Source organism: Halomonas sp. AOP7-B1-5 (genome assembly GCF_052353045.1).
In the GTDB taxonomy this organism is placed as follows: domain Bacteria; phylum Pseudomonadota; class Gammaproteobacteria; order Pseudomonadales; family Halomonadaceae; genus Vreelandella; species Vreelandella colorata.
This window is the reverse complement of sequence record NZ_JBQTDC010000016.1, coordinates 22276-46017: the sequence shown is the minus strand read 5'-3', so window position 1 is coordinate 46017 and position 23742 is coordinate 22276. Positions and strand designations below refer to the sequence as shown.

The following is a 23742-nucleotide window of genomic DNA, read 5'->3' as shown; positions in this document are numbered from 1 at the left end:
ATAGAAATAATCAGTCGAATCAGTATACGGGGCTCACGAGGTCGCCCGCTTTCAGTAATGGGACGGTAAATTATGAAAACCTGCACATACTTCAGGTTGTTTGTGATTAGGATGTCTGGCGTTATTTCAGTGCTGCAGATTGTGCGCTGTGAGCAAGCATTAGCCCAAACGCTCTTCCCGCGGGGTTAACCCAAAATGATTACGGTAAGCCGTTGAAAAATGTGCAGCCGAGGAAAACCCTGTCGCAAAGGCGATATCGCCTGCAGGGCGGTCACTCTCGCGCAGCTGCTTACGCGCTTCCTGCAAGCGCAAGTTAAGGTAATAACGGCTGGGCACTGCCTGAAGATGCTTTTTGAATAGCCGCTCAAGCTGGCGGCGAGAAATCCCTAAATGTTCCGAAAGCTCCAGAGTGGAAAGCGGCTCTTCAATATTGGCTTCCATCAGGGTAACCGCATCGACCAGGCTTTGTGGAGCATGGCCCAGGCGATGACGCAGCGGCACATGCTGGCGCTCATCGGCCATGCGAATACGCTCGCACATAAAGTGCTCAGATACCTGTTCAACCAAGTGGTCACTTTGCTGCTGGCGAACAACGGTCAACATCATATCCAGCGCGGCCGTGCCACTGGCACAGGTAAGCCGGTTGCGGTCGATTTCAAACAGCTGCTGTGAGAGCGTTACTTGAGGATAGGCTTGGGAAAATGCCGCAAAACGCTGCCAGGGCAAGGTCGCTCGGTAGCCTTCTAGCAACCCCGCACGCGCCAGTACCTCCGCCCCACCGGCCAAGCCTCCCAATAGTGTGCGCCCATGCTGCTGACGCAGCCATTCCACTAGGTTCGCCGGGAGTGCATAAGGCAGTGGAGAGGGTGCACAGATCAAAATCATATCCAAATTAGGCGGCGACTGCTTGAGAGTGTAGTCAGCATTGCAGGTGAGTTGGGCGCTGCTTCGTACAGGCTGCTCATCATTACTTAGCGTAAATACCTGATAAAGCACCTGCCCGCTCAATTGATTGGCCATAAGTAGTGGCTCAACGGCGCTGGCATGCGAAAGCATTGAAAACCCAGGCAGCAGCAATACCCCTATGCGCTGGCGCGCAAATGTTAATGAGGAAGTTATGGGGTTGGGCTGCATGCCAAATCGCCGTCAGAAAATGAAGCACCATCTTACCCAATTGCACAGTTTTGGGCAGTGCCTGTAGACCCTATATAGAAAAAGACGTCGCGATGCCGATGGTATAGTCACCCAGCAAGAATGAATATAAAAAAGGGCAAGGCGTAAACGCCTTGCCCTCCCAGCAGCATTCAGAAATGCTCGGCTGTTTTCAATCCTATTACTGCTGCTGTTGCGCTTCCGATAGAGTCATCTCGCTATCGACCTGCGTATAGCTGTCCTCATTGTAATCTTCAGAGGATTCTTCGATCTGATCGCTGCCATAATCGGTATTCATCACCAGCTGATCGTTCTCGAACTGCATTTCGTCAACAGGCAGAGCAATGTCTGTTGCACCAAAGCCCCAGATACCACCTACCGAGATAATGGCGTACAGGTCGCCTGAATCATTATGCTGAGCGATATGCTGAATATCACCAATCTCTTCGCCTTCCTGGTTAACGACGGCCATGCCCTCTAAGTCACTAACCTGTAAATTCATTAACGAATCGTTCTGGCCCTGGTTATCCTGATCGGCGCGCTGGCGTTCCTGCTCGTCGTCGTTATTAACGTCGACCTGAGCATCGTCAGCTTGCTCGACATTAACGTCAGGCTCGCCGCCTTGCTCAACGGTAACATTGGGCTCAGCCTCTTCAACCGTTACGTTCGGCTCGGGCTGTTCAATAGTCACTTCAGGTTCGGGCTGCTCAATCGTCACTTCGGGCTGAGACTGCTCTACTTTAATGTCAGGGGACTCTTGCTGCACCTTCACTTCTGCGGGTTCCTGGTCGACCTGAACATCCATGGTTTCATCGCTAGATTGGGCCTCAGCGTTTCGCTCACTTGCCGAACCTTGCTGTTGAGTTTGCGCCGTAGCATCTTGCTGTTGGGTCATGCGCTCAGAAGCATCCGTGTCATTCTGGTTATTATCCTGCGCGAGAACGCCACCTGATAGTCCTGTACAAATGGCGCCAATTACAATTGCTAGTGTTGTCCGTTTCATAATGTCTCTCCTTGGGTTGGCTTACACTTAAAAAGGCTAGTAGAGATAAGCGTTTTAGATCAAAGCTGAAGTGAAATTATGACAAAAGTTAATAATTATTAATTAACCATCTCTATATTTAAACGCATCCCTTAAAGAGTAAACGCTCTACCCCGCCTACTTAGGCGAAGTAGAGCGTTAAAATTACACTTTATATTATTGCGAGGCACTGTTGCCTGAACCGGTACCACCGCCTGTACCACCGGTACTACCTGTGCCTGATCCGCCTGTGTTACCGCCACCGGTACCACCCGTGCCTGTGCCGCCAGTGTCACCACCGCCGGTACTCCCCGTACCTGTGCCACCGGTATCACCACTGCCCGGACTGCCTGCGTCTGCACCGCCAGCGCTATCTCCTCCAGTGCTGTCTCCTCCAGTGCTGTCTCCTCCAGTGCTGTCTGCACCCAGCTGATCTTGGGAACTTCTGGGCTCGCCTTGCTCTTCCTGACTATCAGGATTTTCTCTATCCTGCATATCCAGATCACCGTCGCCTAAATCGCGTTGTGGCCCCTGAGTACCGGTACGAGGCTCTGGATTACTTTGCCCTTGGCTATCGAGCGTATCAGTACTCTGTTGCTGACCTGCATCCTGGTTCTGGGTCATTTGACCACCGCTACTGGAACCAGACGTATCATTATTGGCTAAAACGCCTGCTGAGACGCCTGTACAGATCGCACCAATGGCAATGGCTAGAATTGTCCGCTTCATGTGATATCCTCCTTGGATTGCCTTACTCTTTAGAAGTTAGTTAATGAATGAGAGATAACACAGTCTGAAAACGGTCATTCTTAAAACTTGAATGAAAGTTAACAGCTAACTAGTTGATAGTTAAATTAGCTCATAAAAAACGCCTTATTTCATTCTATAAAGAACAAAATAAGGCGCCTTTATTAACCTGGGTTATTTATAAGCGGCTAGCGTGGTTTTTTTGCTAGCCACATCATTTAGCCGCCTCAATTAGGATGCTTTTGGGCTTGGTCTAGCGTCATATTGTTGTCTATTTGACTATAGTTTTCTTTATCATATTTTTCTGCTGACGCTTTTATCTCATCGCTACCGTAAGTGGTATTGGTAACCAATTGATCATCTTGCATCTCAATATTTTCTAGCGGCATGGCAACTTCATCGTCGCCGATACCCCACACTCCACCAATAGAGATAACGGCATATAAATCGCCAGACGCCTTATGCTCAACGATACGCAGAATTCCGCCGATCTCTTCATCTTGCTGATTAACGACTGACTTGCCTTCAAGATCACGAATCTGATGTGACATTAAATCGTTGGGATCATTCTCTTCGTCGTCCGTGTCCGCAGAAGACCTGGGGTAACCACTACCCTGCATCGCTGCGGGCTGCTCGTCATCAGCATTTGTCTGTTCATCTACAGCTTCTTCCTGCTGCTCAATGGCGCTTTGCTCATCATCTGGTTCTGCTTGGGCATCCTGAGCATGAAGACTGCCTGACATTCCTGTAAAAAGTGCAGCAATGGCGATAGCTAGCGTAGTCCGTTTCATAGTGTTTCTCCTTGATTAAACGTACTCTTACAAGTTAGACGACTGGGCTGCAAATAACCAATATTAGGAAAAGCCTACATCCTCACTTAACCTGATAGCCTTAACTTGAGTGACGGTGTTCAAGCGGATGCAGGGAAGGTCCTTCTATCACCTCGCCCTGGATATCAAAGCGACTGCCATGACAGGGACAGTCCCAAGTTCTTTCAGCATCGTTCCAATGCACCACGCACTTCAAATGCGGACAAATGGCCGAAAGAACCGATAAATTACCGGCCTCATTGCGATAGACAGCCAATTTTTCACCATGCAAGGTAACGACCTTTGCCTGGCCAGGCGCCACCTCGTCAAGCTCCTTGAGCTTTTTTGTGCCGAAATGATCTTTAATAAAGTGCTTCACCACGGAAATGTTTTCTTTGAGCCAGTGCTCGGCGGAGTTAACCGGCGTAAAGCGCTGCGAGTCAAAGCAGCGGTACCAGGCGTTATCCCGCCCTTGGATGATATCGGCGATTATCTTTCCACTGACCGTGCCCCAGGTCAGGCCGTCGGCGGCAAAGCCGGTGGCTACATACACATGGTCACTGGCCAAGGTTCGTCCGATATACGGCAAGCCATCACCAGAGCTGTACTGCTGAGCAGACCATTCGTATTCGATCTCGCCCACATCAAAATGTGCGTTTAAGTAGCTATGCAGCGCCTCAAAGTGTTTGCGCTCCGACTGTTCCTCTCCTGTTTGATGCTTTTCCCCAATCGCCATAACGTAGTGTTTCCCGTTCAAGTGATAGCTGCGTATGGAATGGAAGGGGTCGAGCATAAAGAAAATGCCATCAGGAAAAGATCCGGCGTTCAGCTTGGCACTAACGCCATACTCACGGGAGGCAATCATTCCGGTTTGCAACATGTTCACTCCTTTCGGGGTGTGCGTTGCTAAAACGATCTCGGTGGCTTGAATCTCAGCGTTATCGGTTTTAACGATGCAGTGCTGGTAATCGATATCGCGTACAGGGCTTTGCTCATAAATACTCACGCCACGCTGGCTAAGCGCTTTGGCAAGCCCTTGAGCGTAGTGAAAAGCGTTAAACTGCGCCTGGTGGCCAACGCTAATACCCTGAGTGGCTGGAAATGGCGCCGGCATATCCAGACAAAATCTAGCCTTCAGGCCAGCCTGCACCATAGTTTCGCACTCGGCTTCCAATGCATCGGTGCTTGCCTGGTCATTTTCTGTGAGTAGCCGATAAAGCGGAACCCGCTTGAACTGGCAGTCGATATTAAAGCGCTGAGTCGTCTCCTCAATTAAATCAATGGCGCTTGCGCGCGCGTCAACGATGGTCTGGATGGTATCGTCATCCCACTTGACCCCGCGTTGCGCCAACCCCGCTGATACTGAGCTATATAAATTACCGGTCGCTCCTCCTGTGCAGCCGCTGCCTACGCGGTGAGCCTCTAAAATCACTACGCGTTTCCCACTTTCCATTAACTGCTGTGCCGTCGTTAGGCCTGTGATCCCTGCGCCTACGATGACTACGTCCGTTTCAATACTGTCAGTTAACGCGGGGAAATGGCAGGGATCATCCACACCTGCTTGCCAAATCGATTTCATGACGCCTCCTGACCAGAAATTGAAATGATCTTGTTATGAGAAGTGCTTACCGGCATTTGGGTCAGTCGCATCATAATCCTGGGTATCGTCAGGCGCTGAACCAGGTTCATGTGAGGTTTCGGCTTCAAAGCGGCGTGCCGCTTCGATCGCTTGCGGCTCGGTTGCGTGCTGGGATATTTCTTGGGGGGCATCGGGTTCGGTAACATCAACAACGCGCCATCCAGAGACGATGATCGCGTCTTCCTGTTCTCTACTAATCGGCTCCACTCGTGCTGTACGGGTCATATTTCCTCCTTGGCAAAAGCGCGTAACACTCTGCTCTTAACCATGGCAGAACCTTTAATAACTTGCCTACCCAGCACTAAAAGTTTAACAGCGGTTGATTTTGTACCTGCCGCTAACGGCCTTGACGGCGCCTAACGCAAATTGCCGGGCGCAAAGGCCCGGCAATTGAGAATACCAACAGTACGAATGTTTTAAAGCTTCTTACTTACAAGCTGACCACGTCGAACTCAACGTTGGGATTCACGTCAGCTTCGTAATCAACGTCGTCACGTTCAAAGCCAAACAGCTTCAAGAACTCGTGCTTGTAACCTGCGTAGTCGGTGATATCGAACAGATTTTCGGTAGTCACTTCCGGCCAGAGGTCTTGGCAGGCCTGCTGAATATCCTCGCGCAGTTCCCAGTCGTCCAGGCGCAGCCGACCCTTCTCGTCGGTGCTCATGTCTGAACCGTAAAGGCGCTCGCCGAAGAGGCGATTCAACTGATCGATAGTGCCTTCATGCACGCCCTGCTCTTTCATGATGCGATACACCATGGCGATATACAGCGGCATCACCGGAATAGCCGCACTGGCCTGGGTAACGACAGATTTGAGAACCGCGACGTTAGCACCACCGCCGCTGGTTTTAAGCTTGTCATCGATAGCCGTGGCCGCACGGTCCAGGTCTTCCTTGGCTTTACCCAGTGCGCCGTGCCAGTAAATCGGCCAGGTAATTTCTGTGCCGATATAGCTAAACGCCACGCTGCGTGCACCTTTGGCCAGCACGCCTGCCTGGTCCAGCGCGTCCATCCACAGTTCCCAATCTTCGCCGCCCATCACGGTGATGGTATCGTCGATTTCCTGCTGGGTTGCAGGCTCGACTTCCGCTTCGATGATTCGGTCTTTATTGGTATCTATGGCCGTAGCGCGGTAGGTCTCACCGATCGGCTTCAGGCTTGAGCGCTTGAGTTCACCGCTATCCGGCAGTTTGCGCACGGGCGATGCCAGTGAGTAGACCACCAGGTCGATTTCGCCCATATCCTGCTTGATCAGCTCAATGGCTTTTTCACGCGCCTCAGAAGAGAACGCATCGCCGTTGATTGATTTGCTGTAAAGACCTTCCTGCTTGGCAAACTTGTCGAACGCCGCGCTGTTGTACCAACCAGCGGTGCCGGTTTTGGTTTCACTGCTGGGCTTTTCAAAAAACACGCCCAGCGTATCGGCACCGTAACCAAAGGCTGCGGTAATCCGAGCGGCTAAGCCGTAACCACTGGAAGCCCCGATCACCAGAACTTTCTTCGGGCCGGCGCTTTTATCCAAACCACGGGCTCTTGTCGCTTCAATCTGCTCAAGAACGTTTTGCTCGCAGCCTTTAGGATGAGTCGTCGTGCAGATAAAGCCGCGCACCTTGGGTTTAATAATCACATCGAACCTCGTTATCAGCTTGATTTCATTATCAGCATTGCTATGCCTTACGCTATGAGCGCTATTCTAGCGGGCTAAGCGGGCGCTGTCCGCTCTTGAGCTTGCCTGGCTTTCACGGCAGGATAGTGTCCCTCTCTTTTTCAATGCCCACGAGGCCCCCATGAACGCACAGCAGCTTGTCGATGAGCGCGGCGACCTTTGGCTTGCTCTAGCCCCTTTATGGTTAGACCGCGAACCGCGCGAACGCGACTACGCCCACATGGTGGAGGTCATTCAAGAGCATAATATGACGCTTTCAGAGCTTGAGTGGATGTTCCGCCTAGAGCTTGCCCCGGTGATGTCGCGCCATCAACTGTCGATTGCCAGCGAGTGGCGTCAATTCGATGACCGTAAACTGATGCAGCAGCTGGTCAGCCATAACCTGCGCTTAAAAGGCTGGCGGCGCAAAAGCTGGGCGCTATTCTCGGGCCTGACCACCATGATGGTACGCCACCGTTGGGTTGAGCTTATGAACCGGGTCCAGGTTGCCAAAGGCCAAGAGCCTTGAACGCCGCCAACCACGTCTTATTCGCGATCAAGCGCGGCTTCCAGCGCTAGGCGCAACGGGGGGCCGTGGTCTCGCGGGCCAAAACGCGCAATTATCTGGCCGTCACGCCCTACCAAAAACTTGGTGAAGTTCCATTTGATAGCCTTGGTGCCCAATACGCCAGGGGCCTGTTTTTTAAGCAACACAAACAGCGGGTGGGCGTTGCCCCCATTGACGTTGACCTTCTCCATCAACGGGAAGCTTACTCCAAAGGTTTGCTCGCCAAACGTGCAAAACACTTCGGCGCTTTCCGGCGACTGTCGGCCGAACTGGTTGCAGGGAAACCCCAGCACGGTGAATCCACGGTCGCGGTAGCGCTGGTACAGCGCTTCAAGCTCTTTTAACTGTGGCGTAAAACCACACTGACTGGCCACATTGACCACCAGCAACACCTGACCACGCAGCGCGCGCAGATTAAACGGCTGACCTTGATGGTTATAACAATCTTGATCGTAAATCGTCATTATGGAGCCTTAAACCTTCGAGGCAATATAAACGCTACTTTGCCATGACCATCATGCTGACACCAGCGCCCCGCAACAGTGCTGATGAGCCTGCTTAACACCGTTCGGTTAACCAAAGGTGATTGGTCCGGCAACGACTCGTAGCGCCAGGGCTATCAGCAAGACACCGGTCAATCGATTGACCCAGTGCGCATGGCGCTGCAACCACGGCAGGACCCGCGAATGCGACAAACCGACCGCCACCAGCACGTACCAACCACCATCAATAAGCATAGCGGTTAAGACGACGATCATCTTTGCCATAATACTCATACCTGGGGTAACAAACTGGCTCAGCAGCGCCACAAAAAAGATAATCAGCTTAGGATTACCCAGCGCTACCAGCACGCCCTCCCTGGCCGCCTGTCGGCTAGTGGTTGCCACCCCCTGCTGATTCATTACCCCGGCCTTGCCGGCCCGCAATGCCTTGATACCCAGCCAGGCCAAATAGGCCGCCCCCGCCCAGGTAATCAGTTGAAAAACATCCGGTGAACGAGTAATTAACGCGCCTAGCCCCCAAACGGTCAAAAGCGCATAAAACCCGACCCCAGCTGCATGAAATACAGCCGCGGTAATGCCTGGCAGCCGACCACCGCCCAGGGTATGTTTTAGCACCAGGGCAAGGCTAGGCCCGGGCGACATTGCCCCCATGGCGCAGATAGCGGCTAATGACAACCAGAGTGAAAACGGCATTTTTTTCCTTTCCTTTAATTGTTAATTGCTCATTGTCTCAATACAGCAATGCCGTTACCGGCCGGGCCGCCTATTGTATAACGTCACCTCTCTTAAATAACGCTGTTAGCATGGTACGCTGTTGGGTAAAATTTGCCCCTTTTCGATGAAAATGACGCCTGCTGTCAAGACAGGCGTGGCACGGCTAATAAAGGACTCCAATATGGGTAGGGCGTTTCAAAACCGTAAAGAATCGATGGCCAAGACGGCCGACGCAAAAACTAAGGTTTACAGCAAATACGGGCGTGAAATTTACGTCGTTGCAAAAGCCGGCGGATCAGACCCGAACGGCAACCTTGCGCTGCGCGGCTTAATGGAGCGGGCTAAAAAAGATCAGGTTCCCTCGCACGTTATAGATAAAGCGCTAGACAAGGCCAGCGGCGCAGGTGGAGAAGACTTTGCGACGGCTCGCTACGAAGGCTTTGGCCCCGGCAACGCCATGGTGATCGTCGACTGCTTAACCGATAACCCTAACCGCACCTTCGGTGATGTACGCGGCTGCTTTACCAAAACGAAAAGCAAGATTGGCACGCCCGGTAGCGTTAGCCACATGTTCGATCACTGTGCGATTTTTGCCTTTGTCGGCCAGGAAGAAGACACAGTGCTTGAAGCGCTAATGGAAGCCGATGTCGATGTGGCTGACATTGAGCAGGAAGAAGAACGTATAACGGTTTATGCGCCTCACACCGAATATGCCAAAGCCAAACAAGCACTACTGAATGCGTTCGGCGAGCTCGATTTTGAAATTGATGAGATTCAGTTTCTGCCGCAAAACACCACCCCTCTCGAAGGCGATGACGTGGCACAGTTCGAAAAATTCTTAGGCATGCTCACCGATCTGGACGACGTCCAAAACGTCTTCCATAGTGCCGAGCTGCCTGAAGCGAGCGAATAAGTAGCGCAAGCAATCTTCTATCTCAGCGCTAGCCTTCACCCCCCAACACCATCTAGCTGCAAACCACGCTTGCAGCTAGATCGTTATTGGGTCCGCTGCTGGCGCCGATGCACATCAGGCACGCCTTTAGGCGTATCCAGAGCAGCATCGGGCGGCAACAGTGCAGGTTTGATGCCCGCCCGGCTAAGCACCTGCTTACCCCGCACGGTCAAATCAGTAATAAACAGAAACTGCTGACGCGGATCCACGGGATAAGCGCGGATACGGTAATGCGTCCCCCAGGGTTTCTCTTCAGCCACTATGATAATCGGCTGATCAAACTTAAGGTAAGCGCTGGTCAGAGCCACATCCCGCAACGCTTTACGTACCCCATCGGCTTCATGCTCTGGGTGAAGATAAAAATTTGCCACGCACTGTAAGCTAGTCCCCCCGTTATTGGCATTGTAAACGGCGGAGTCCCATAGCTTTAAATGCGGCATCGCGACTAAATCATCGTCTGGGGTTTGGATTTCGACGGTGCGCATTCCCACATGTTTTACTTCCCCGTATGTCCCCTCAATATCCACCCAGTCACCTGGCCGATAGGGTAATTCTATGGCTGACACCACCCCGGCAATCAGACTGCTCACGTAATCTTTCAAGGCAAAGCCGATCGCCAGGCCGATAGCGCCTAGAAGCGTCACCATATTGCGCAGCGAAGGCTCGATCACGATAGGTACTGCAATAGCCAGCGCGGTCAGCAGGATCAGTAAGCGCGTTAGCGGCACCAGCGCGAATATCCGAAAGCGAACCTGCCCATGCAGTCGATTGGCCAGCCAGCTCAAGCCCCGCTGGCTGGCAATGGTCAGCAGAATAACGCTTGCCAGAATGATGCCCAGGGTAATAACCGTTTGGCTGTCCATATCGTTAAACAGCTTAGCGTACTGCTTTTGATCGTCCATCAAGGCTCCTATAACGGGTCGACAAGATAATTGCGAGAAGCCAATAGCTGCCGGACACTGGCATAGCTTAACGGTGCTACCTGCCAGCGCCCGTCCTCACGCGAAAGTATTCCCTGGCGAGTCAACGCTAAACGAGCGTTCAATGCTTCATGGTGAGAAAACGGAAGTACATCGCCAAGCGCCTGGTCCTCCAGACCGCCATGCAGCAGTAAAGCGTGCAATACCAGCAGTGCCACATCACCGGTGTCTGCGGGCAGCTCGGCATCTGCAAGCGCATCAAGCAGCCATAACTCTGATGCATCAGGGGCATCTTCTTGAGCAGGTTCGCGCAAGCGTTTACGCCAATAGTGCCATGCCACGCCCAAATGGCCCCGACAATGCGCCGCTAAACGCTGTAGTTCCTTATGGGTAGAGGCTTTACGTTCAGCCTCTTGCGCTTTTTTTTGATCAGCGGGCTGATTGGTTAACACCTGCCTTCCCGTGCGCGTACTATATACCGTCAGGCGGTTCTGGCCGTTATCGGCAATGCTTACAAAGTAATCGGCTAGTTGCTTACCCTCCATGCCCTGAAGGGTAAAAGCTGGCGCTCCTTCAATGCCTACCGCTTGCTGTAAATAGGCGTAAGTCCAACTATCGCAGCCAATCACTCCGCGCCCCAAACGGCCACTTAGGGCGCGTTCTAAAAACGCGCGCACGCCTTGAAGACCTTGGGTATGACGCAGCATATGCCGCTCAAGCGCTGGCAGCGCCCAGCAATTTAGATGGCCGCAGCGCTCCACCCATTCAAGGCTGCCTTCGGTAAGCTCTTGATGGCTGGGCGGCATTATACGGCGAATACCCTGCTGTTCCGCCCAATGGCTAACCACCGCGGCATGACCGCCGTAAGGAGGTGTGATAAAAAACACTATCGGTTCGAGGGAGGTTTCGGGCTCACTCAGGGCCTGGGTCAGACTATCAGCGACCGGTGACCAATCAATACTGGGCACCAAATGCGCTAGCTTAACTTCCGGCAACAGGCGCAGCTCATTCTCGTCTTTCGCCTGCTGCTCGGCGGCGCGTTTACCGGTTAGCCAAGTTAACATCGCCCGTCGACTGCGCCGCCACTGGCTTTTTTGGGTATGCTCGGGCGTACAAAACTTATCAAGCTCGACTACCGCCCAGGGCGATGAAGCGGTTTCTGCTAAGCGCTGCGCCATAGTCCGTCCTAAAGGCTAACGTAAATGAAATAAACAAGATTAAGGTTAGCATGCGGGCGATAGTCGCTGGGGGCTATTCGAACTTATCGTCTAAAATGAAATCTTTATAGGGATATCCATTACCCGCAAATATCGAGTGTCGGAGGAGGCGATCATGAGCATCGTTCATGTTAGCGAGAAGGAGCTATACGCCAAGCTTGAGAAATGTATGGCGGGAGAGCGCGTACTCATTGATCAGGAAGGCAACCGGTTCAGTGCGCGCGTTCAACAGGCTCGAGGGATGGATGCAACTGTCATCCCCGAAGCCCAGCTTCGCAAAAGCCATGATGATTCGGACGAGGTAGATAGCATCACCGTACCTTATGATCATATTTGGGAGCTTGAAATCAAAGGCGTTGTATATAGCCGTTTGGCTGAATAAACATCAGCTTATCAACGTGTCGGTGACTACCAGCATTGCCCTTCTGGGCCGTGCTGGTATGCCATTGCCCGAGCCAATCAGAACGTTAAACAAATTTTACCCAGATGCTTGCCTGCCTCTTGGTAGCGGAATGCCTCCGCGATGTCGGCTAACACAAACTCACGATCAATGATCGGGCGCATGCTGGTCGCCTCAATGGCCTTAATCATTTCAAGCTGGTGGCGGCGGCTGCCTACAATCAACCCCTGCAAGCGCGCCTGTTTAGCCATTAACTTAGCGGTAGGAATATCGCCCTGGCGCCCAGTCAATACGCCAATCAGCGAAATATGCCCACCAATTTTGATCGCTTCAATGGATTGCGGCAGAGTACCGGGTCCACCGACTTCCACAATATGGTCGACACCCTGGCCGTTGGTCAGCGCGTTAACTTTTTTGCCCCACTCCGGCTCTTCTTTATAATTAATGGTGTGTGCTGCGCCCAGCTGCCTAAGCTGCTTCAACTTCTCATTGGAAGAAGACGTGGCAATGACACGTGCCCCCATCATGCGGGCAAACTGCAGTGCAAATATAGATACCCCGCCGGAACCCAACACCAACACCGTATCGCCCGCTTTTAAACCGCCATCCACTACCAGAGCGCGCCAGGCAGTGAGCCCTGCGGTGGTTAACGTTGCGGCTTCAGCGTGGCTATAGCCCTTCGGCTGACGGGTAAACCACTGCGCCGGACGAACGACCTGCTCGCAAGCATAGCCATCCACGCCGTCGCCTGGGGTCGTCGTAAAATCGGCAATTCGGGCAGGGCCCTCAAGCCAGTCGGGGAAAAACGTCGAGACGACGCGGTCACCTACCGCAAACTCGCTAACGCCATCACCTACCTCCTCAACCACGCCTGCGCCGTCAGACATAGGAATACGCCCATCGGCTGTCGGCATCTTGCCTGCCACCACGCCATAGTCGTGGAAATTGAGCGAGCTTGCGTGCACACGAACACGAATCTCGCCCAGGCCAGGGGCGCCAGGGGGCGATACGTCTTGTACCTTGAGCTTATCTAACCCACCGGGGGCCGTGAGCGTTACGACTTGCATAGCGCGATCTCCTTTATTCCATCATTCCTTGGAAAATACGTTAGCAGAGGCAAATACGTTAGCAGAGGATAGAGCTTCTCACACATCTACCCCAAGAAAGCCGCCCGACTGACGCTTCCACAAGCCGGCATAGATGCCGTTTTGCGCGAGCAGCTCAGTATGAGTACCGCTTTCGACTATGCGCCCCTGCTCCACTACGATCAATCGGTCGAGCATGGCAATGGTCGAGAGCCGATGCGCGATCGCGATCACGGTCTTGCCCTCCATCAGCGTATCCAACTGCTCTTGAATAGCGGCTTCCACTTCAGAATCCAGTGCTGACGTAGCTTCATCCAATACAAGGATAGGTGCATTTTTCAAAAGCACGCGGGCAATGGCGATCCGCTGACGCTGACCGCCGGACAACTTGACGCCCCGCTCACCTACATGGGCATCCAGCCCGCGGCGGCCGTGCGGGTCTACCAGGTCGTGAATAAACGCATCGGCATGGGCACGGCATACGGCGGTCCACACATCCTCATCGCTTGCCTGAGGCGTGCCGTAGCGAATGTTATCGCGCAGCGAGCGGTGAAGTAGCGAGGTATCTTGGGTCACCATACCAATTTGGTGACGCAGAGAGGTTTGCGTTACCTGCGCGATATCTTGTCCGTCGATCAGAATGCGTCCGCCCTGTACATCATAAAAACGCAACAACAGGTTAGCGAGGGTCGATTTACCCGCCCCAGAGCGGCCAATCAGGCCAATTTTTTCACCCGGCGCGATAGTCAAATTCAAGCCGTCAAACACCGTGCGGTTTTCGCCCTTAGCCTGCTCGTAGCTAAAGCGCAGGTCGTCAAACCGGATTTCGCCAGCAGGTACATTAAGCTCAGGCGCATTAGGTACATCGCGGATGGTAGGTTCGCGGGCGATGGTATTCATGCCATCCTGCACGGTGCCGATATTTTCAAACAGCCCCGCCACTTCCCATAGGATCCAGTCAGACATAAACCGAATCCGCATCACCAGCGCAATCGCCACGGTCAATACGCCAAGCGATATGGCGTCAAAATACCAGGTGCTAATCGCCATCCCCGCCGTACCGACCAATAACGCGGTATTCAGCAGGGTCAAGCAGACGCTCATGATGGTAACCAGGCGCATCTGGCGGTGCACCGTGTCCATGAAACCTTCCATGGCATCTCGGGCATAGCGCTGCTCGCGCTCGGTATCGGCAAATAGCTTGATGGTTTGAATATTGCTGTAGCTGTCGACCACGCGGCCGGTCATCTGGGCGCGCGCGTCCGCCTGCGCCATGGATACATCACGCAGCCGGGGCACGAAAAAGCGCATGATCGCCAAGTAGCCAATCAGCCAAAGCCCCAAGGGCAGCAATAGCCATAAATCGGCTCGGCCCAAGAGAATCGCCGCCCCGGTAAAGTACACAATAGCGTAGACCAGAAGGCCCATTACCTTGGTGACCGTTTCGCGGATGGCCAGTGCGGTCTGCATTACTTTCTGGGACACGCGTCCGGCAAACTCATCCTGATAAAAGGCCAGACTCTGATTGAGCATGTGGCGATGCGATAGCCAGCGGCCAATCATGGGATAATTGCCAAAAATGCTTTGATGCGTAATCAACGACTGGGCCAACACCAAAAGCGGTAGCCCGATAAGGATCGCCACCCCTACCCCAGCAAGCCAAAGACCATTTGCGGCCCAAAAGCCTTCGCGCTCGACATTGCCAAGCCAATCAACCAGCTGCCCCATGTAGCTAAAGAAAAACACCTCAGCCGATGACACCAGTGCGGTGCATAGCGTCATGACAATCAGCAGCGGCAATACCGGGCGTGAGAAGTGCTTGATAAAAGGTATTAACCCCTGTGGAGGCGTTTGCACGTCTCCCATGGGATAAGGATCTACACGGGTTTCAAAGTAACGAAACAGCGGCTGCAGCACACGAGAAAACATGGAGATTCCTTACGTTACTCATCGATCATTAAGAGGGTTAAGCCTGGCGGCGTAAAAGCCAGCGTGCCCAAAACGGTGCAAAGGCCATCAGCAGCACCATGCGCAGTAGATGGTGAAAAGCGACAAATACAGGATCGATATTAAGCGCCACCGCTAAAATGGCTATTTCGCCTATTCCACCTGGCGCCAGCGCCAGCAGTGCCACATCACGCCCCACGCCCACGAACTGATGAATCAGCTCGGCGAACAAGGCCAAGACAGCTAAGGCAAGCAGCGTAGCAACGCCCGACTGCCATAAATAACGGCCCCATAACCGCCGCGTCATGCCTTTAAAGCGCGAGCCAATGGCACTGCCCAGCACCCAAAGCATGAGGTTCATGCCCCACGGGGGTAGCGCCAGACTTGCGATATCAAGTCCTGAAAGCAGGGCAGCCGTCAGTAAGGGAACCAGCAAGGCGGGAGTAGGAAAGCGTAGCCAACGGCCGAGCGGCAACAACATAGGAATCAGTAATAGCATCCAGGCGTGTTCAAATCCGCTCGTATGAGGCGCTGTGCCCGCGCCACCGCCTTCATAAGCCCAAAAGAGCGGTGGTAAACAGGATGACTAAAATAACGCGTAGCGACTGGGCAATTGCGATACGTTGAGGGTCGCCACCACATTTGTCGCCCAGAATAATCATCGCGGTCATGGCACCGGGGGCCGCTGCAAACCATGCGCTTACCGAATCAAACCCGCAGCGCCGATACCAGGCCGAGGCCACAGCGGTTGAAGCGCCAATGCCAAGTATTAGCAACACCGCCGACACCGGCCAGTCAATCACGCGCTGAGCAAGTTCCGGCGTCACCTGACTGCCCAGCACCAGCCCCATCACGGCCAAAAAAATATTGCGCAGCCGCTCTGGCACCACCACGTTAATGCCTTGAGAGGAAACCAATAAGTTGGCAATCAGAGGGCCAAGCATCCAGGCAAGCGGTAAGCCGGTGAGTTGAAAAAACGTGCCACCAATAGCGCCAATGGTTAACGACGTTAACAACCCTTTTGCGGTCCCCGAGCTTACCTTAATACCTTTCACAGCCACTCCTTGTTACTGAGCCCCATCTCAATCGGTTAAATAATTAACCTGCTAATCGTACGGTCAGTTTATCACTAATCGTTGTCGATCGTGGGCTCAGTACGGCTGTGGGATCTCGTCATCATCCCCGTCATCACGCATGCGCGCCTGACGTTCGGCCTCTTCTTCCTTGGCATCGTCGATCACTTCCATCAGTTCATTCACATCGGCAATGTGGGTCGCGAACGTAAAGTGGCCCGTCAGTTTGCTATCCGGATGCAGCTCGCCCGATTCATATAGCGCCCACATCTCCTTACCGTAATGAGTGGTTAAGAGCTCAGGCGCAAAGCGGCCAAAATAGGCACGCATATTATCCACATCACGCTCAAGCATGGCGGCGGCGCTATTGTTACCGGCGGCATCAACGGCCTGAGGCAAATCAATAATGACCGGGCCTTCGGCATCCGCCAGCACGTTGAATTCCGACAAGTCGCCGTGGATCAGGCCAGCGCACAGCATACGCACTACATCAGTGATGACTTTATCGTGGTAGCGCAGCGCCTGTTCATGGGTCAGCGTGACATCGTCCAGGCGCGGTGCCACATCGCCTTCAGCGTCTGTGATCATTTCCATCAGCAGCACGCCATCGACAAAGCCGTAGGGCTTGGGCACCCGCACGTCGGCTGCCGCCAACCGGTAAAGCGCATCCACCTCGGCGGTCAACCACGCCTGCTCTTGCTCTTTTTGACCGTAGCGGGTTTTCTTCGACATGGCGCGCGCACGGCGACTATTGCGCTCTTTACGGCCCTCCTGATATTGCACGGCCTGTTTGAAGCTACGTTGTTTGGCCTCTTTGAATACCTTGGCACAGCGCACGTCGTTACCGCAGCGTACAACGTAAACCTGCGCTTCCTTGCCACTCATCAACTGCATCAGCACCTCATCGATCAGGCCGTCATCGACCAGGGGCTGTAATCGTTTGGGTGTCTTCATGGTTAGCGGTAATGGCTCCTTTAATGAATGGACATGGCCAACGATATCGAATACTAGCGTTTTTAATACACATGTTTTAAATACTAACGCTTTTCAATACCAGCGTTCTTAATACCAATTATTTTTAACGCTGTCTCTTTACCAGCAGTATTTAATACCGAATTCGACGAACGCGAAAAGCCCGACCTTTCAGCTTATCTCGCTCAAGCTTGGCGAGCGCTTTGTGGGCCACAGAGTGCTCTACGGCCACATAGGCACTGCGGGCCAGCACTTTGATTTTACCCACCTGATCACCGCGCAACCCGCCTTCGCTGGTAAGCGCGCCCAGAATGTCGCCTGGGCGTAGCTTATCCTTTTTACCGCCTGCCAGTTGCAGGGTAGCCATGGGCGGCTCAAACGGTGTGGTTTGCTTAGCTTTGGGCAGCGGCTCAGTGGTTAACTGCTCGCTTAAAAGCTCGGCCAGCCGCCCAAGGCGGTAAGTTTCCTGGGGGGTTACCAACGTGCAGGCAATACCGCTAGCCCCTGCCCGCCCGGTGCGGCCGACGCGGTGCACATGAACGTCCAGCTCACGAGCAATCTGGTAGTTGAAGACCGCGTCCAGCTGTGCGATATCCAACCCACGGGCGGCGACATCGGTCGCCACCAGAATTGAGGCACTTTGGTTAGCAAAGAGTATCAGGATACGATCGCGGTCTTTTTGTTCCAAGTCACCGTGCAACGCTACGGCGCTGAAACCAGCATCCACCAGGCTATCGGCGACGGCCTGGGTTTCACGCTTGGTATTACAAAACACCACGCTGGTGGTCGGACGATTGACCAATAAAAGCTGTTTAAGCGCAGCAAAGCGGGCGTCTTCACTGGGTACTTCGTAGAAGTGCTGGTCAATGGTGGTGGCGTCATGCAACTCGGCCACTTTGACAGTGACAGGATCAACCATCACGCCGCGCGTCATGGTTGCCAAACCGCCTGCTTCGCGCTCATCAGGAAACGTTGCGCTAAACAGCAGCGTCTGGCGATCAGCCGGCGTCTCGGCGATGATGGCATCAATGGTGGCCTGAAAGCCCATATCCAGCATGCGATCCGCTTCATCCAGCACCAGGGTACTTAGCGAGCCTAGGGTCAGCGACCCCTTGCGCAAGTGCTCATCGATACGCCCAGGCGTACCCACCACAATATGCGCGCCGTGTTCTAAAGAGCCTAACTGAGGGCCGAACGGAGCACCGCCGCAAAGCGTCAATACTTTCACGTTGGCCATGGCCCGCGCCAGACGCCGCAGCTCTTCGGCCACCTGATCAGCAAGCTCCCGAGTCGGGCAAAGCACCAAACCCTGCACGGCAAACGCATCAACGCGCAGCTCTGCCAATAACGCCAAGCCAAACGCGGCCGTCTTACCCGACCCCGTTTTAGCTTGAGCAAGCACATCACGCCCGGCTAACATAGGCGGCAGGCTTTGTGCCTGTACCGGCGTCATCTGGTGATAACCCAATGATTCAAGGTTAGTAAGCAGCGCTGCCGGCAAGGCAAGCGACGAGAAGGAGGCGTCTGACACAATAAAACCTGCAGGGCCGTTTAACGGCCAGTAAAAAGGTAATTACTATAAGGTAAAGCACCATACCAGAAAGTGCCGCGCCCTGCGTGTCTGTCATACCGCAAGGGGCGCAAAACCGGCCTGGCATAGGGTGGCCAAGTCGTCAGGTGCCAACTCAATTTCAAGTCCTCGCCGTCCGGCACTAACGTACACCTTAGAAAACTCCTGTGCCGAGGCATCAATATAGGTGGCCAAGCGTTTTTTCTGGCCTAAGGGACTTACTCCGCCCAATACGTAACCGGTGGTACGCTCTACCTCAGCCGGTACGGCCATGACGGCTTTTTTAGCGCCCGCCGCCTTGGCAATCTGCTTTAAGCCCAGCTGCCCGGTCACTGGCACAATGCCCACCGCAAGCGCCTTGCCATCAAGCTTCACCACCAGGGTTTTAAATACCTGCTCGGCAGCAACTCCTAGCTTTTCAGCGGCTTCCAGGCCATAAGACTCCGCCGCCGCGTCGTGATGGTATTCATGAAGTTCAAACGGGATGCCCGCTTTTTTTGCCGTATTAATGGCCGGTGTCATGAGGTTCTCTTAATGATTAGTAAACATGGATAGCGAGGCTGTTGGGCTCTGGAAAGCTTATACCTGCCTGCTAGGCTAAATAGCGTAAGCCTTGAAGGGAAGTCAACTAACAGGAGTTTATTATGCCAGCCACATCAAAAGCCCAGCAAAAAGCCGCAGGCGCCGCCCTTTCCGCCAAGCGTGGGGAAACCAAGCCAAGCGAGCTTTACGATGCTTCCAAAGAAATGTACGACTCAATGAGCGAAGAGGAGCTTGAGGAGATGGCAAGCACCGAGCGCAAAGGCAAGCCTGACAAAAAAGGCGATTGAACGTTGATAGGTGCAAGCGTTTAGCTATAGGCACTGTGGATATTCGCTTTTATAGCATAACGCCAGCTTATCGGGCTGGCGTTATGCTGATTACAGGATTGCTTTTACTAACAGATTCTTACTGACAGGCTCTTACTGACAGGGCACGACACGACGTAGCGTGTCTTTGGCCCATAGAGTTTGTCCATCGGGCGTGCGGCCATGTTCATTCCAACGCTCGGTAGTTTCCATACAGAAAGAACCGGCATCTTCAGTGCGTGGGTCAGCATTAGCAGGGCGCTCCCCGCCAATACGCATTACGTCCGGGTTGTCGGTAGTGTAACGCGGAGCAACGGTGGAGCTTGCGCAGCCAGCAATCAGAGCAGTTGCTAGCAGCACGGGCAAACAGCGGCGCAGTGGCATGTTTAGTAAACCCTCAAAAGTACGATATTAGGCCGACACCGTTTGTCGGTAGCGCTAGATATCATCCCACTCGTATAGCGTCAATCTTTTTACTTGAAGGCTTACGTAGTGTCTTAAGTGGTGGCTTAAGTAGTCACCAAGGTGATACTGGTAATCGGACGTAAATTACGCTGTAAGCAATGCTGTTCAACGCTATCGACAATCTCTTCAGCATCATCGATTTGCTGTTTGTCGAGCTGGATATCCACCATCAGAAAACTGCCCACCTGGGCCATACGTACATCATCACTGGCGATATCAAAATCCGCGACTTCCTCCACCATATCCTGGCGTATGCTGCCCATGGGCTCGCCAAACATAAGCTCGCGCAGCGCTCCGCGTATCATACGAACCGGCATGGGCAGAAAGTAGCCAGCGATGATCAGCACCATCACCGGGTCGGCAAACCGCGCATAGCTGGCCCAGGGGGTCAGGGTTAACAGCCAGGTAAGGGCAAAACCGAACATGACGGCCGCACTCAGCCCAGTGTCCATCTGCCACTGGCGCAGCTCGGCGGCCAACAGCGATGAGCGGGCGATCTGCGCGTAACGCTTCAGCCACCACCAGGTCAGCAAACAGCCACCTACGTTGGCTAGGCTGAACAGAATGGCCAGATCAAGTGTTACCAGGCGACCACCCTGCAACAGGCTCCACACCGCGGAGACCATCGAAAACAGGCACACCAGCGCAATCATTACGCCTTTGAGCAGTACGGCAAGGGGTTCTACCGTCAGCCGCCCAAAGGGGTAGTGATCATCCGCCGGTTTACGCGCCTGCTGCAGAGCAAGCAGGGAGAGTGACGCCAAGGCAAGACTCAAAAGCGAATAGCCGCTATCGAATAAAATCGTAATGGAACCGCTGGCCAATCCCAGCACAAGCCCGGTTAACGCAAAAAGGCTTGCCGAAATGGCGGAAAATCGTAGCGCTCGGCGCTCGGCAACAAAGGGGGTCACGCTAAAAACTCCATATCAAGGTGGAATAAGCCAATAGGAAATCGTGGCGCATAGTAGCGCTTGTGCTAACGTTAAACGAATCACTCAGCGCTAAAAAAATTAGCGCTTATATCCAAGGCTCTAATATGCGTGCTGAACAAGTTCAAGCGTTTGTTGAGGTCACCGAGCACGGCTCGTTTGCCGCCGCTGCCCGTCAATCAGGCATAAAGCGAAGTACGCTAAGTGCCGCTGTCCATGCCTTGGAAGATAGCCTGGGCGTGGCGCTGTTTGAGCGCTCGGGCAATAGCCTGACGCTCACGGCGGTAGGTGAAAGTGTACTGCCCGACTGTTACCGGTTGCTGACCAGCGCCAGCCGCATTAAAAAGCACTGCCACCAGCACCTGCAAGGGGTTGAAAACCAGCTGTGCATCGCCCGCGACGATGCGCTTCCCGAGCGGTTCTGGCGCCAGGTAATGCACGATTTAAAGCAGCAGTTTCCGTTAACGGCCATATCGGTCTATCTCGTTCCCCCACAAGAGCACAGCCAATTTATTTTGCGCCAAACGGTGGATATCGCTTTTGGTTTATATACTGCTGAAGGCGTGGTTACCAGCGCAGCTAATCTCGCGCCGGTAGGGATGCGCTTAGTCGCCTCCCCTCAGCATCCGCTTAGTCGGCTACCCAGCGTTAATCGCGATGATTTGGCGCAATACACTCAGGTGTGCCTAACCCATATTCAGGACGACAAACTGGTCAGCGAAGCGCTTTTTTCGGCTAATTACCTGGGATTCACCATGTTTGAGGTGATTCGCGACGCGGTCATTAACGGCACGGGCTGGGCGCTGCTCCCCTATCCGCTGGTGAAGGAGGCGCTCAAGAAAAAAACGCTTTGCGCGCTTAATCATGACCTTGCGCTCGACAGCCATTATTACCGTTACGTTGAGGGCGAAAACCTTGGTGTAGTGGCCACCGCGCTACTAAATAATGTGGCGCGTTTTCTAGGTAATACGCGCTAACGGTCACTTCGTTGAAATATAGCAGTGGAAAAAAACGCGATTGCCTTCCACGCTATAAAAAAGTGCTAAAGAAGGAGACTTAAGGACACGCCAGAGGAACGACACAGGCAAGTGTCATATAGGCGTAAGATGTAACTGCCAGTGTCGATGTTGCCGTCAACCAAGGAGTTATTCCACCGATGGTAAGACTCGATAAGAAAGCGACTAGGCTTTATGTCCTGGACACCAATGTCCTGATCCATGACCCCGCTGCGCTCTATCACTTCGACGAGCATGACGTGGTTATCCCCATGACTGTCCTTGAGGAACTGGATAAGCACAAAAACGGAATTCGAGAAATCGCCCGTACGGCACGGCAAATTAGCCGTACGCTCTCTGACCTTACCAACCAAGTTACTTTTGATGAAATTCAGCGCGGCATTCCCATCCCCCGGATCAGTGGGGAAACCGGGCGCCTGCACTTTTTGTGCTACAACGACCTGAAACCGTTCGATGCATTAGACGATAGCCCCGATAACCGCATTTTGGCTGAAACCTGTCGCCTGCGTGACGAACGCCCTGACGCGTCCGTCATCCTGATCACCAAAGACATCAATCTACGCGTCAAGGCCGCGGCACTTAAGGTACCGGTAGAAGATTACTTTAACGACCGGGCATTCTCAGATAGTGACGCGATGATCGAAGGTGCCCAGATCTATGCCGATGCCGGGCATGATGGCGCCACGCTTTGGGAAACGCTCAATGTCGATGTCACCGTTGAACGGGTAGACCATCATACGTTTTATCAGCTAAGTGGTGACATGCCCCGCCATTGGCACTTGGGGATGCTGGTATCCGATTGCGAAAACGGCGCCGAGTTTGAAGCCATTATCCGTGAGCTTTCCCCCTCATCAGCCCGCTTGCAGCTCTTAACCAACTACCGCCACCACTCCGGCGTATGGGGAGTTCACGCTCACGATAGTCGTCAAAACTTTACCCTTAACCTACTGATGGACCCGGACATCGACCTGGTGACGATTGCCGGTAATGCAGGCACGGGCAAAACGTTCATGACCCTGGCGGCAGCGTTTCAGCAGACCCTGGATACCAAGCAGTTTGAACGCATTGTGTTTACCCGCGCCCCTATTCCCATGGGTGAGGACATCGGGTTTCTGCCCGGCACTGAAGAGGAGAAAATGTCGCCGTGGATGGGTGCCTTCCACGACAATATGGACAACCTGCTGCGCAATGACGAAGGGGAATCCACCTGGGATAATGGCGCCACACGGCAACTGATCGGCTCGCGGGTGCAAATTCGCTCGCCTAGCTTTATGCGCGGGCGCACCTTAAACGACACCTTTTTGATTATTGACGAGGCGCAGAACTTTACTCCTAAACAGCTTAAATCGCTGGTGACCCGAGCCGGGCGTAATACCAAGATTGTCTGTTTAGGCAACGTAGGGCAAATCGATACGCCTTACCTGACCGCCAATACCTGCGGCATGGCGGCCGTGGTCGAGCGTTTCCGTGATTGGCCGCATGCCGGGCACATTACGCTTAAAAGCGTTGAGCGCTCGCGTCTGGCGCTGGCGGCTGAAGAACTTCTATAA

General features: G+C 53.5%; 24 protein-coding genes and 1 pseudogene. 6 read left to right on the top strand and 19 right to left on the bottom strand.

Annotated elements, in window-relative coordinates; translation table 11 throughout:
• Positions 1 to 159: 159 nt before the first annotated feature.
• From ACT3XD_RS09865 to fabV, 7 genes are all read right to left on the bottom strand, one after another.
• Positions 160 to 1134, bottom strand: a complete 975-nt coding sequence (locus tag ACT3XD_RS09865) for a GlxA family transcriptional regulator (protein ID WP_192536862.1) — start codon at positions 1132 to 1134, stop codon at positions 160 to 162.
• 199 nt (positions 1135 to 1333) lie between these two features.
• Positions 1334 to 2155, bottom strand: coding sequence for a PRC-barrel domain-containing protein (locus ACT3XD_RS09860; RefSeq protein WP_192536861.1), 822 nt, complete (start codon positions 2153 to 2155; stop codon positions 1334 to 1336).
• A gap of 195 nt (positions 2156 to 2350) precedes the next feature.
• A complete protein-coding gene (locus ACT3XD_RS09855) occupies positions 2351 to 2902 on the bottom strand; it encodes a hypothetical protein (protein ID WP_192536860.1) in 552 nt (183 codons plus the stop codon).
• A gap of 245 nt (positions 2903 to 3147) precedes the next feature.
• Positions 3148 to 3711 (bottom strand): PRC-barrel domain-containing protein, encoded by a 564-nt coding sequence (locus ACT3XD_RS09850; RefSeq protein WP_192536859.1) that lies wholly within the window; start codon positions 3709 to 3711, stop codon positions 3148 to 3150.
• A gap of 100 nt (positions 3712 to 3811) precedes the next feature.
• Positions 3812 to 5308: an FAD-dependent oxidoreductase gene (locus tag ACT3XD_RS09845; protein WP_192536858.1), complete on the bottom strand. Its 1497-nt coding sequence runs from the start codon at positions 5306 to 5308 to the stop codon at positions 3812 to 3814.
• A gap of 33 nt (positions 5309 to 5341) precedes the next feature.
• Entirely contained in the window at positions 5342 to 5593 is a 252-nt protein-coding gene (locus ACT3XD_RS09840; protein WP_192536857.1) for a hypothetical protein, read from the bottom strand.
• Between the two features lie 205 nt (positions 5594 to 5798).
• Positions 5799 to 6995 (bottom strand): enoyl-ACP reductase FabV, encoded by a 1197-nt coding sequence (fabV, locus tag ACT3XD_RS09835; RefSeq protein ID WP_192536856.1) that lies wholly within the window; start codon positions 6993 to 6995, stop codon positions 5799 to 5801.
• Between the two features lie 160 nt (positions 6996 to 7155).
• On the opposite strand from fabV, the gene ACT3XD_RS09830 reads away from it, so the two are divergent.
• Entirely contained in the window at positions 7156 to 7542 is a 387-nt protein-coding gene (locus ACT3XD_RS09830; protein ID WP_192536855.1) for a DUF7079 family protein, read from the top strand.
• 17 nt (positions 7543 to 7559) lie between these two features.
• Here ACT3XD_RS09830 and ACT3XD_RS09825 read toward each other — a convergent pair whose 3' ends face one another.
• Both ACT3XD_RS09825 and ACT3XD_RS09820 read right to left on the bottom strand, forming a co-directional pair.
• On the bottom strand, positions 7560 to 8045 hold the full coding sequence (locus ACT3XD_RS09825) for a glutathione peroxidase (RefSeq protein WP_192536854.1): 486 nt from the start codon (positions 8043 to 8045) through the stop codon (positions 7560 to 7562).
• 108 nt (positions 8046 to 8153) lie between these two features.
• Positions 8154 to 8777: a LysE family translocator gene (locus ACT3XD_RS09820; protein ID WP_192536853.1), complete on the bottom strand. Its 624-nt coding sequence runs from the start codon at positions 8775 to 8777 to the stop codon at positions 8154 to 8156.
• A gap of 202 nt (positions 8778 to 8979) precedes the next feature.
• Here ACT3XD_RS09820 and ACT3XD_RS09815 point away from each other — a divergent pair, with 202 nt between their 5' ends.
• The gene (locus tag ACT3XD_RS09815) at positions 8980 to 9711 is read left to right on the top strand and encodes a YebC/PmpR family DNA-binding transcriptional regulator (RefSeq protein ID WP_192536852.1); all 732 of its coding nucleotides are present in this window, start codon (positions 8980 to 8982) and stop codon (positions 9709 to 9711) included.
• Positions 9712 to 9794: 83 nt separating this feature from the next.
• Here ACT3XD_RS09815 and ACT3XD_RS09810 read toward each other — a convergent pair whose 3' ends face one another.
• Positions 9795 to 10652 carry a mechanosensitive ion channel family protein gene (locus tag ACT3XD_RS09810; RefSeq protein ID WP_192536851.1) on the bottom strand — a complete coding sequence of 286 codons (858 nt, stop codon included), beginning with the start codon at positions 10650 to 10652 and terminating at the stop codon, positions 9795 to 9797.
• An 8-nt stretch (positions 10653 to 10660) separates the two neighbouring features.
• Positions 10661 to 11848: a hypothetical protein gene (locus tag ACT3XD_RS09805; protein WP_192536850.1), complete on the bottom strand. Its 1188-nt coding sequence runs from the start codon at positions 11846 to 11848 to the stop codon at positions 10661 to 10663.
• Positions 11849 to 12002: 154 nt separating this feature from the next.
• Between ACT3XD_RS09805 and ACT3XD_RS09800 the strand changes: the two genes are divergently transcribed.
• On the top strand, positions 12003 to 12269 hold the full coding sequence (locus tag ACT3XD_RS09800) for a hypothetical protein (protein WP_192536849.1): 267 nt from the start codon (positions 12003 to 12005) through the stop codon (positions 12267 to 12269).
• 77 nt (positions 12270 to 12346) lie between these two features.
• Here the strand turns inward: ACT3XD_RS09800 and ACT3XD_RS09795 are convergent, their stop codons facing one another.
• From ACT3XD_RS09795 to ybaK, 6 genes and pseudogenes are all read right to left on the bottom strand, one after another.
• Positions 12347 to 13354 carry a zinc-dependent alcohol dehydrogenase family protein gene (locus ACT3XD_RS09795; protein ID WP_192536848.1) on the bottom strand — a complete coding sequence of 336 codons (1008 nt, stop codon included), beginning with the start codon at positions 13352 to 13354 and terminating at the stop codon, positions 12347 to 12349.
• Positions 13355 to 13432: 78 nt separating this feature from the next.
• Complete coding sequence (locus tag ACT3XD_RS09790; RefSeq protein ID WP_318782730.1) at positions 13433 to 15301, bottom strand: ABC transporter ATP-binding protein; 1869 nt, start codon at positions 15299 to 15301, stop codon at positions 13433 to 13435.
• A 37-nt stretch (positions 15302 to 15338) separates the two neighbouring features.
• A pseudogene (locus tag ACT3XD_RS09785) lies at positions 15339 to 16374 on the bottom strand (AbrB family transcriptional regulator).
• A gap of 96 nt (positions 16375 to 16470) precedes the next feature.
• Entirely contained in the window at positions 16471 to 17346 is an 876-nt protein-coding gene (locus ACT3XD_RS09780; RefSeq protein WP_192536847.1) for a PA4780 family RIO1-like protein kinase, read from the bottom strand.
• A 151-nt stretch (positions 17347 to 17497) separates the two neighbouring features.
• Positions 17498 to 18895, bottom strand: a complete 1398-nt coding sequence (gene dbpA, locus ACT3XD_RS09775) for an ATP-dependent RNA helicase DbpA (protein ID WP_192536846.1) — start codon at positions 18893 to 18895, stop codon at positions 17498 to 17500.
• A gap of 93 nt (positions 18896 to 18988) precedes the next feature.
• Positions 18989 to 19456 (bottom strand): Cys-tRNA(Pro) deacylase, encoded by a 468-nt coding sequence (ybaK, locus tag ACT3XD_RS09770; RefSeq protein WP_192536845.1) that lies wholly within the window; start codon positions 19454 to 19456, stop codon positions 18989 to 18991.
• A gap of 122 nt (positions 19457 to 19578) precedes the next feature.
• On the opposite strand from ybaK, the gene ACT3XD_RS09765 reads away from it, so the two are divergent.
• Positions 19579 to 19764 carry a DUF3008 family protein gene (locus ACT3XD_RS09765; protein WP_018916526.1) on the top strand — a complete coding sequence of 62 codons (186 nt, stop codon included), beginning with the start codon at positions 19579 to 19581 and terminating at the stop codon, positions 19762 to 19764.
• 132 nt (positions 19765 to 19896) lie between these two features.
• Here the strand turns inward: ACT3XD_RS09765 and ACT3XD_RS09760 are convergent, their stop codons facing one another.
• Positions 19897 to 20166, bottom strand: a complete 270-nt coding sequence (locus ACT3XD_RS09760; protein ID WP_192536844.1) for a hypothetical protein — start codon at positions 20164 to 20166, stop codon at positions 19897 to 19899.
• 125 nt (positions 20167 to 20291) lie between these two features.
• The gene (locus ACT3XD_RS09755) at positions 20292 to 21158 is read right to left on the bottom strand and encodes a cation diffusion facilitator family transporter (protein WP_192536843.1); all 867 of its coding nucleotides are present in this window, start codon (positions 21156 to 21158) and stop codon (positions 20292 to 20294) included.
• Positions 21159 to 21283: 125 nt separating this feature from the next.
• Between ACT3XD_RS09755 and ACT3XD_RS09750 the strand changes: the two genes are divergently transcribed.
• Positions 21284 to 22153, top strand: coding sequence for a LysR family transcriptional regulator (locus tag ACT3XD_RS09750; protein WP_192536842.1), 870 nt, complete (start codon positions 21284 to 21286; stop codon positions 22151 to 22153).
• Positions 22154 to 22332: 179 nt separating this feature from the next.
• Positions 22333 to 23742 (top strand): PhoH family protein, encoded by a 1410-nt coding sequence (locus tag ACT3XD_RS09745; RefSeq protein ID WP_192536841.1) that lies wholly within the window; start codon positions 22333 to 22335, stop codon positions 23740 to 23742.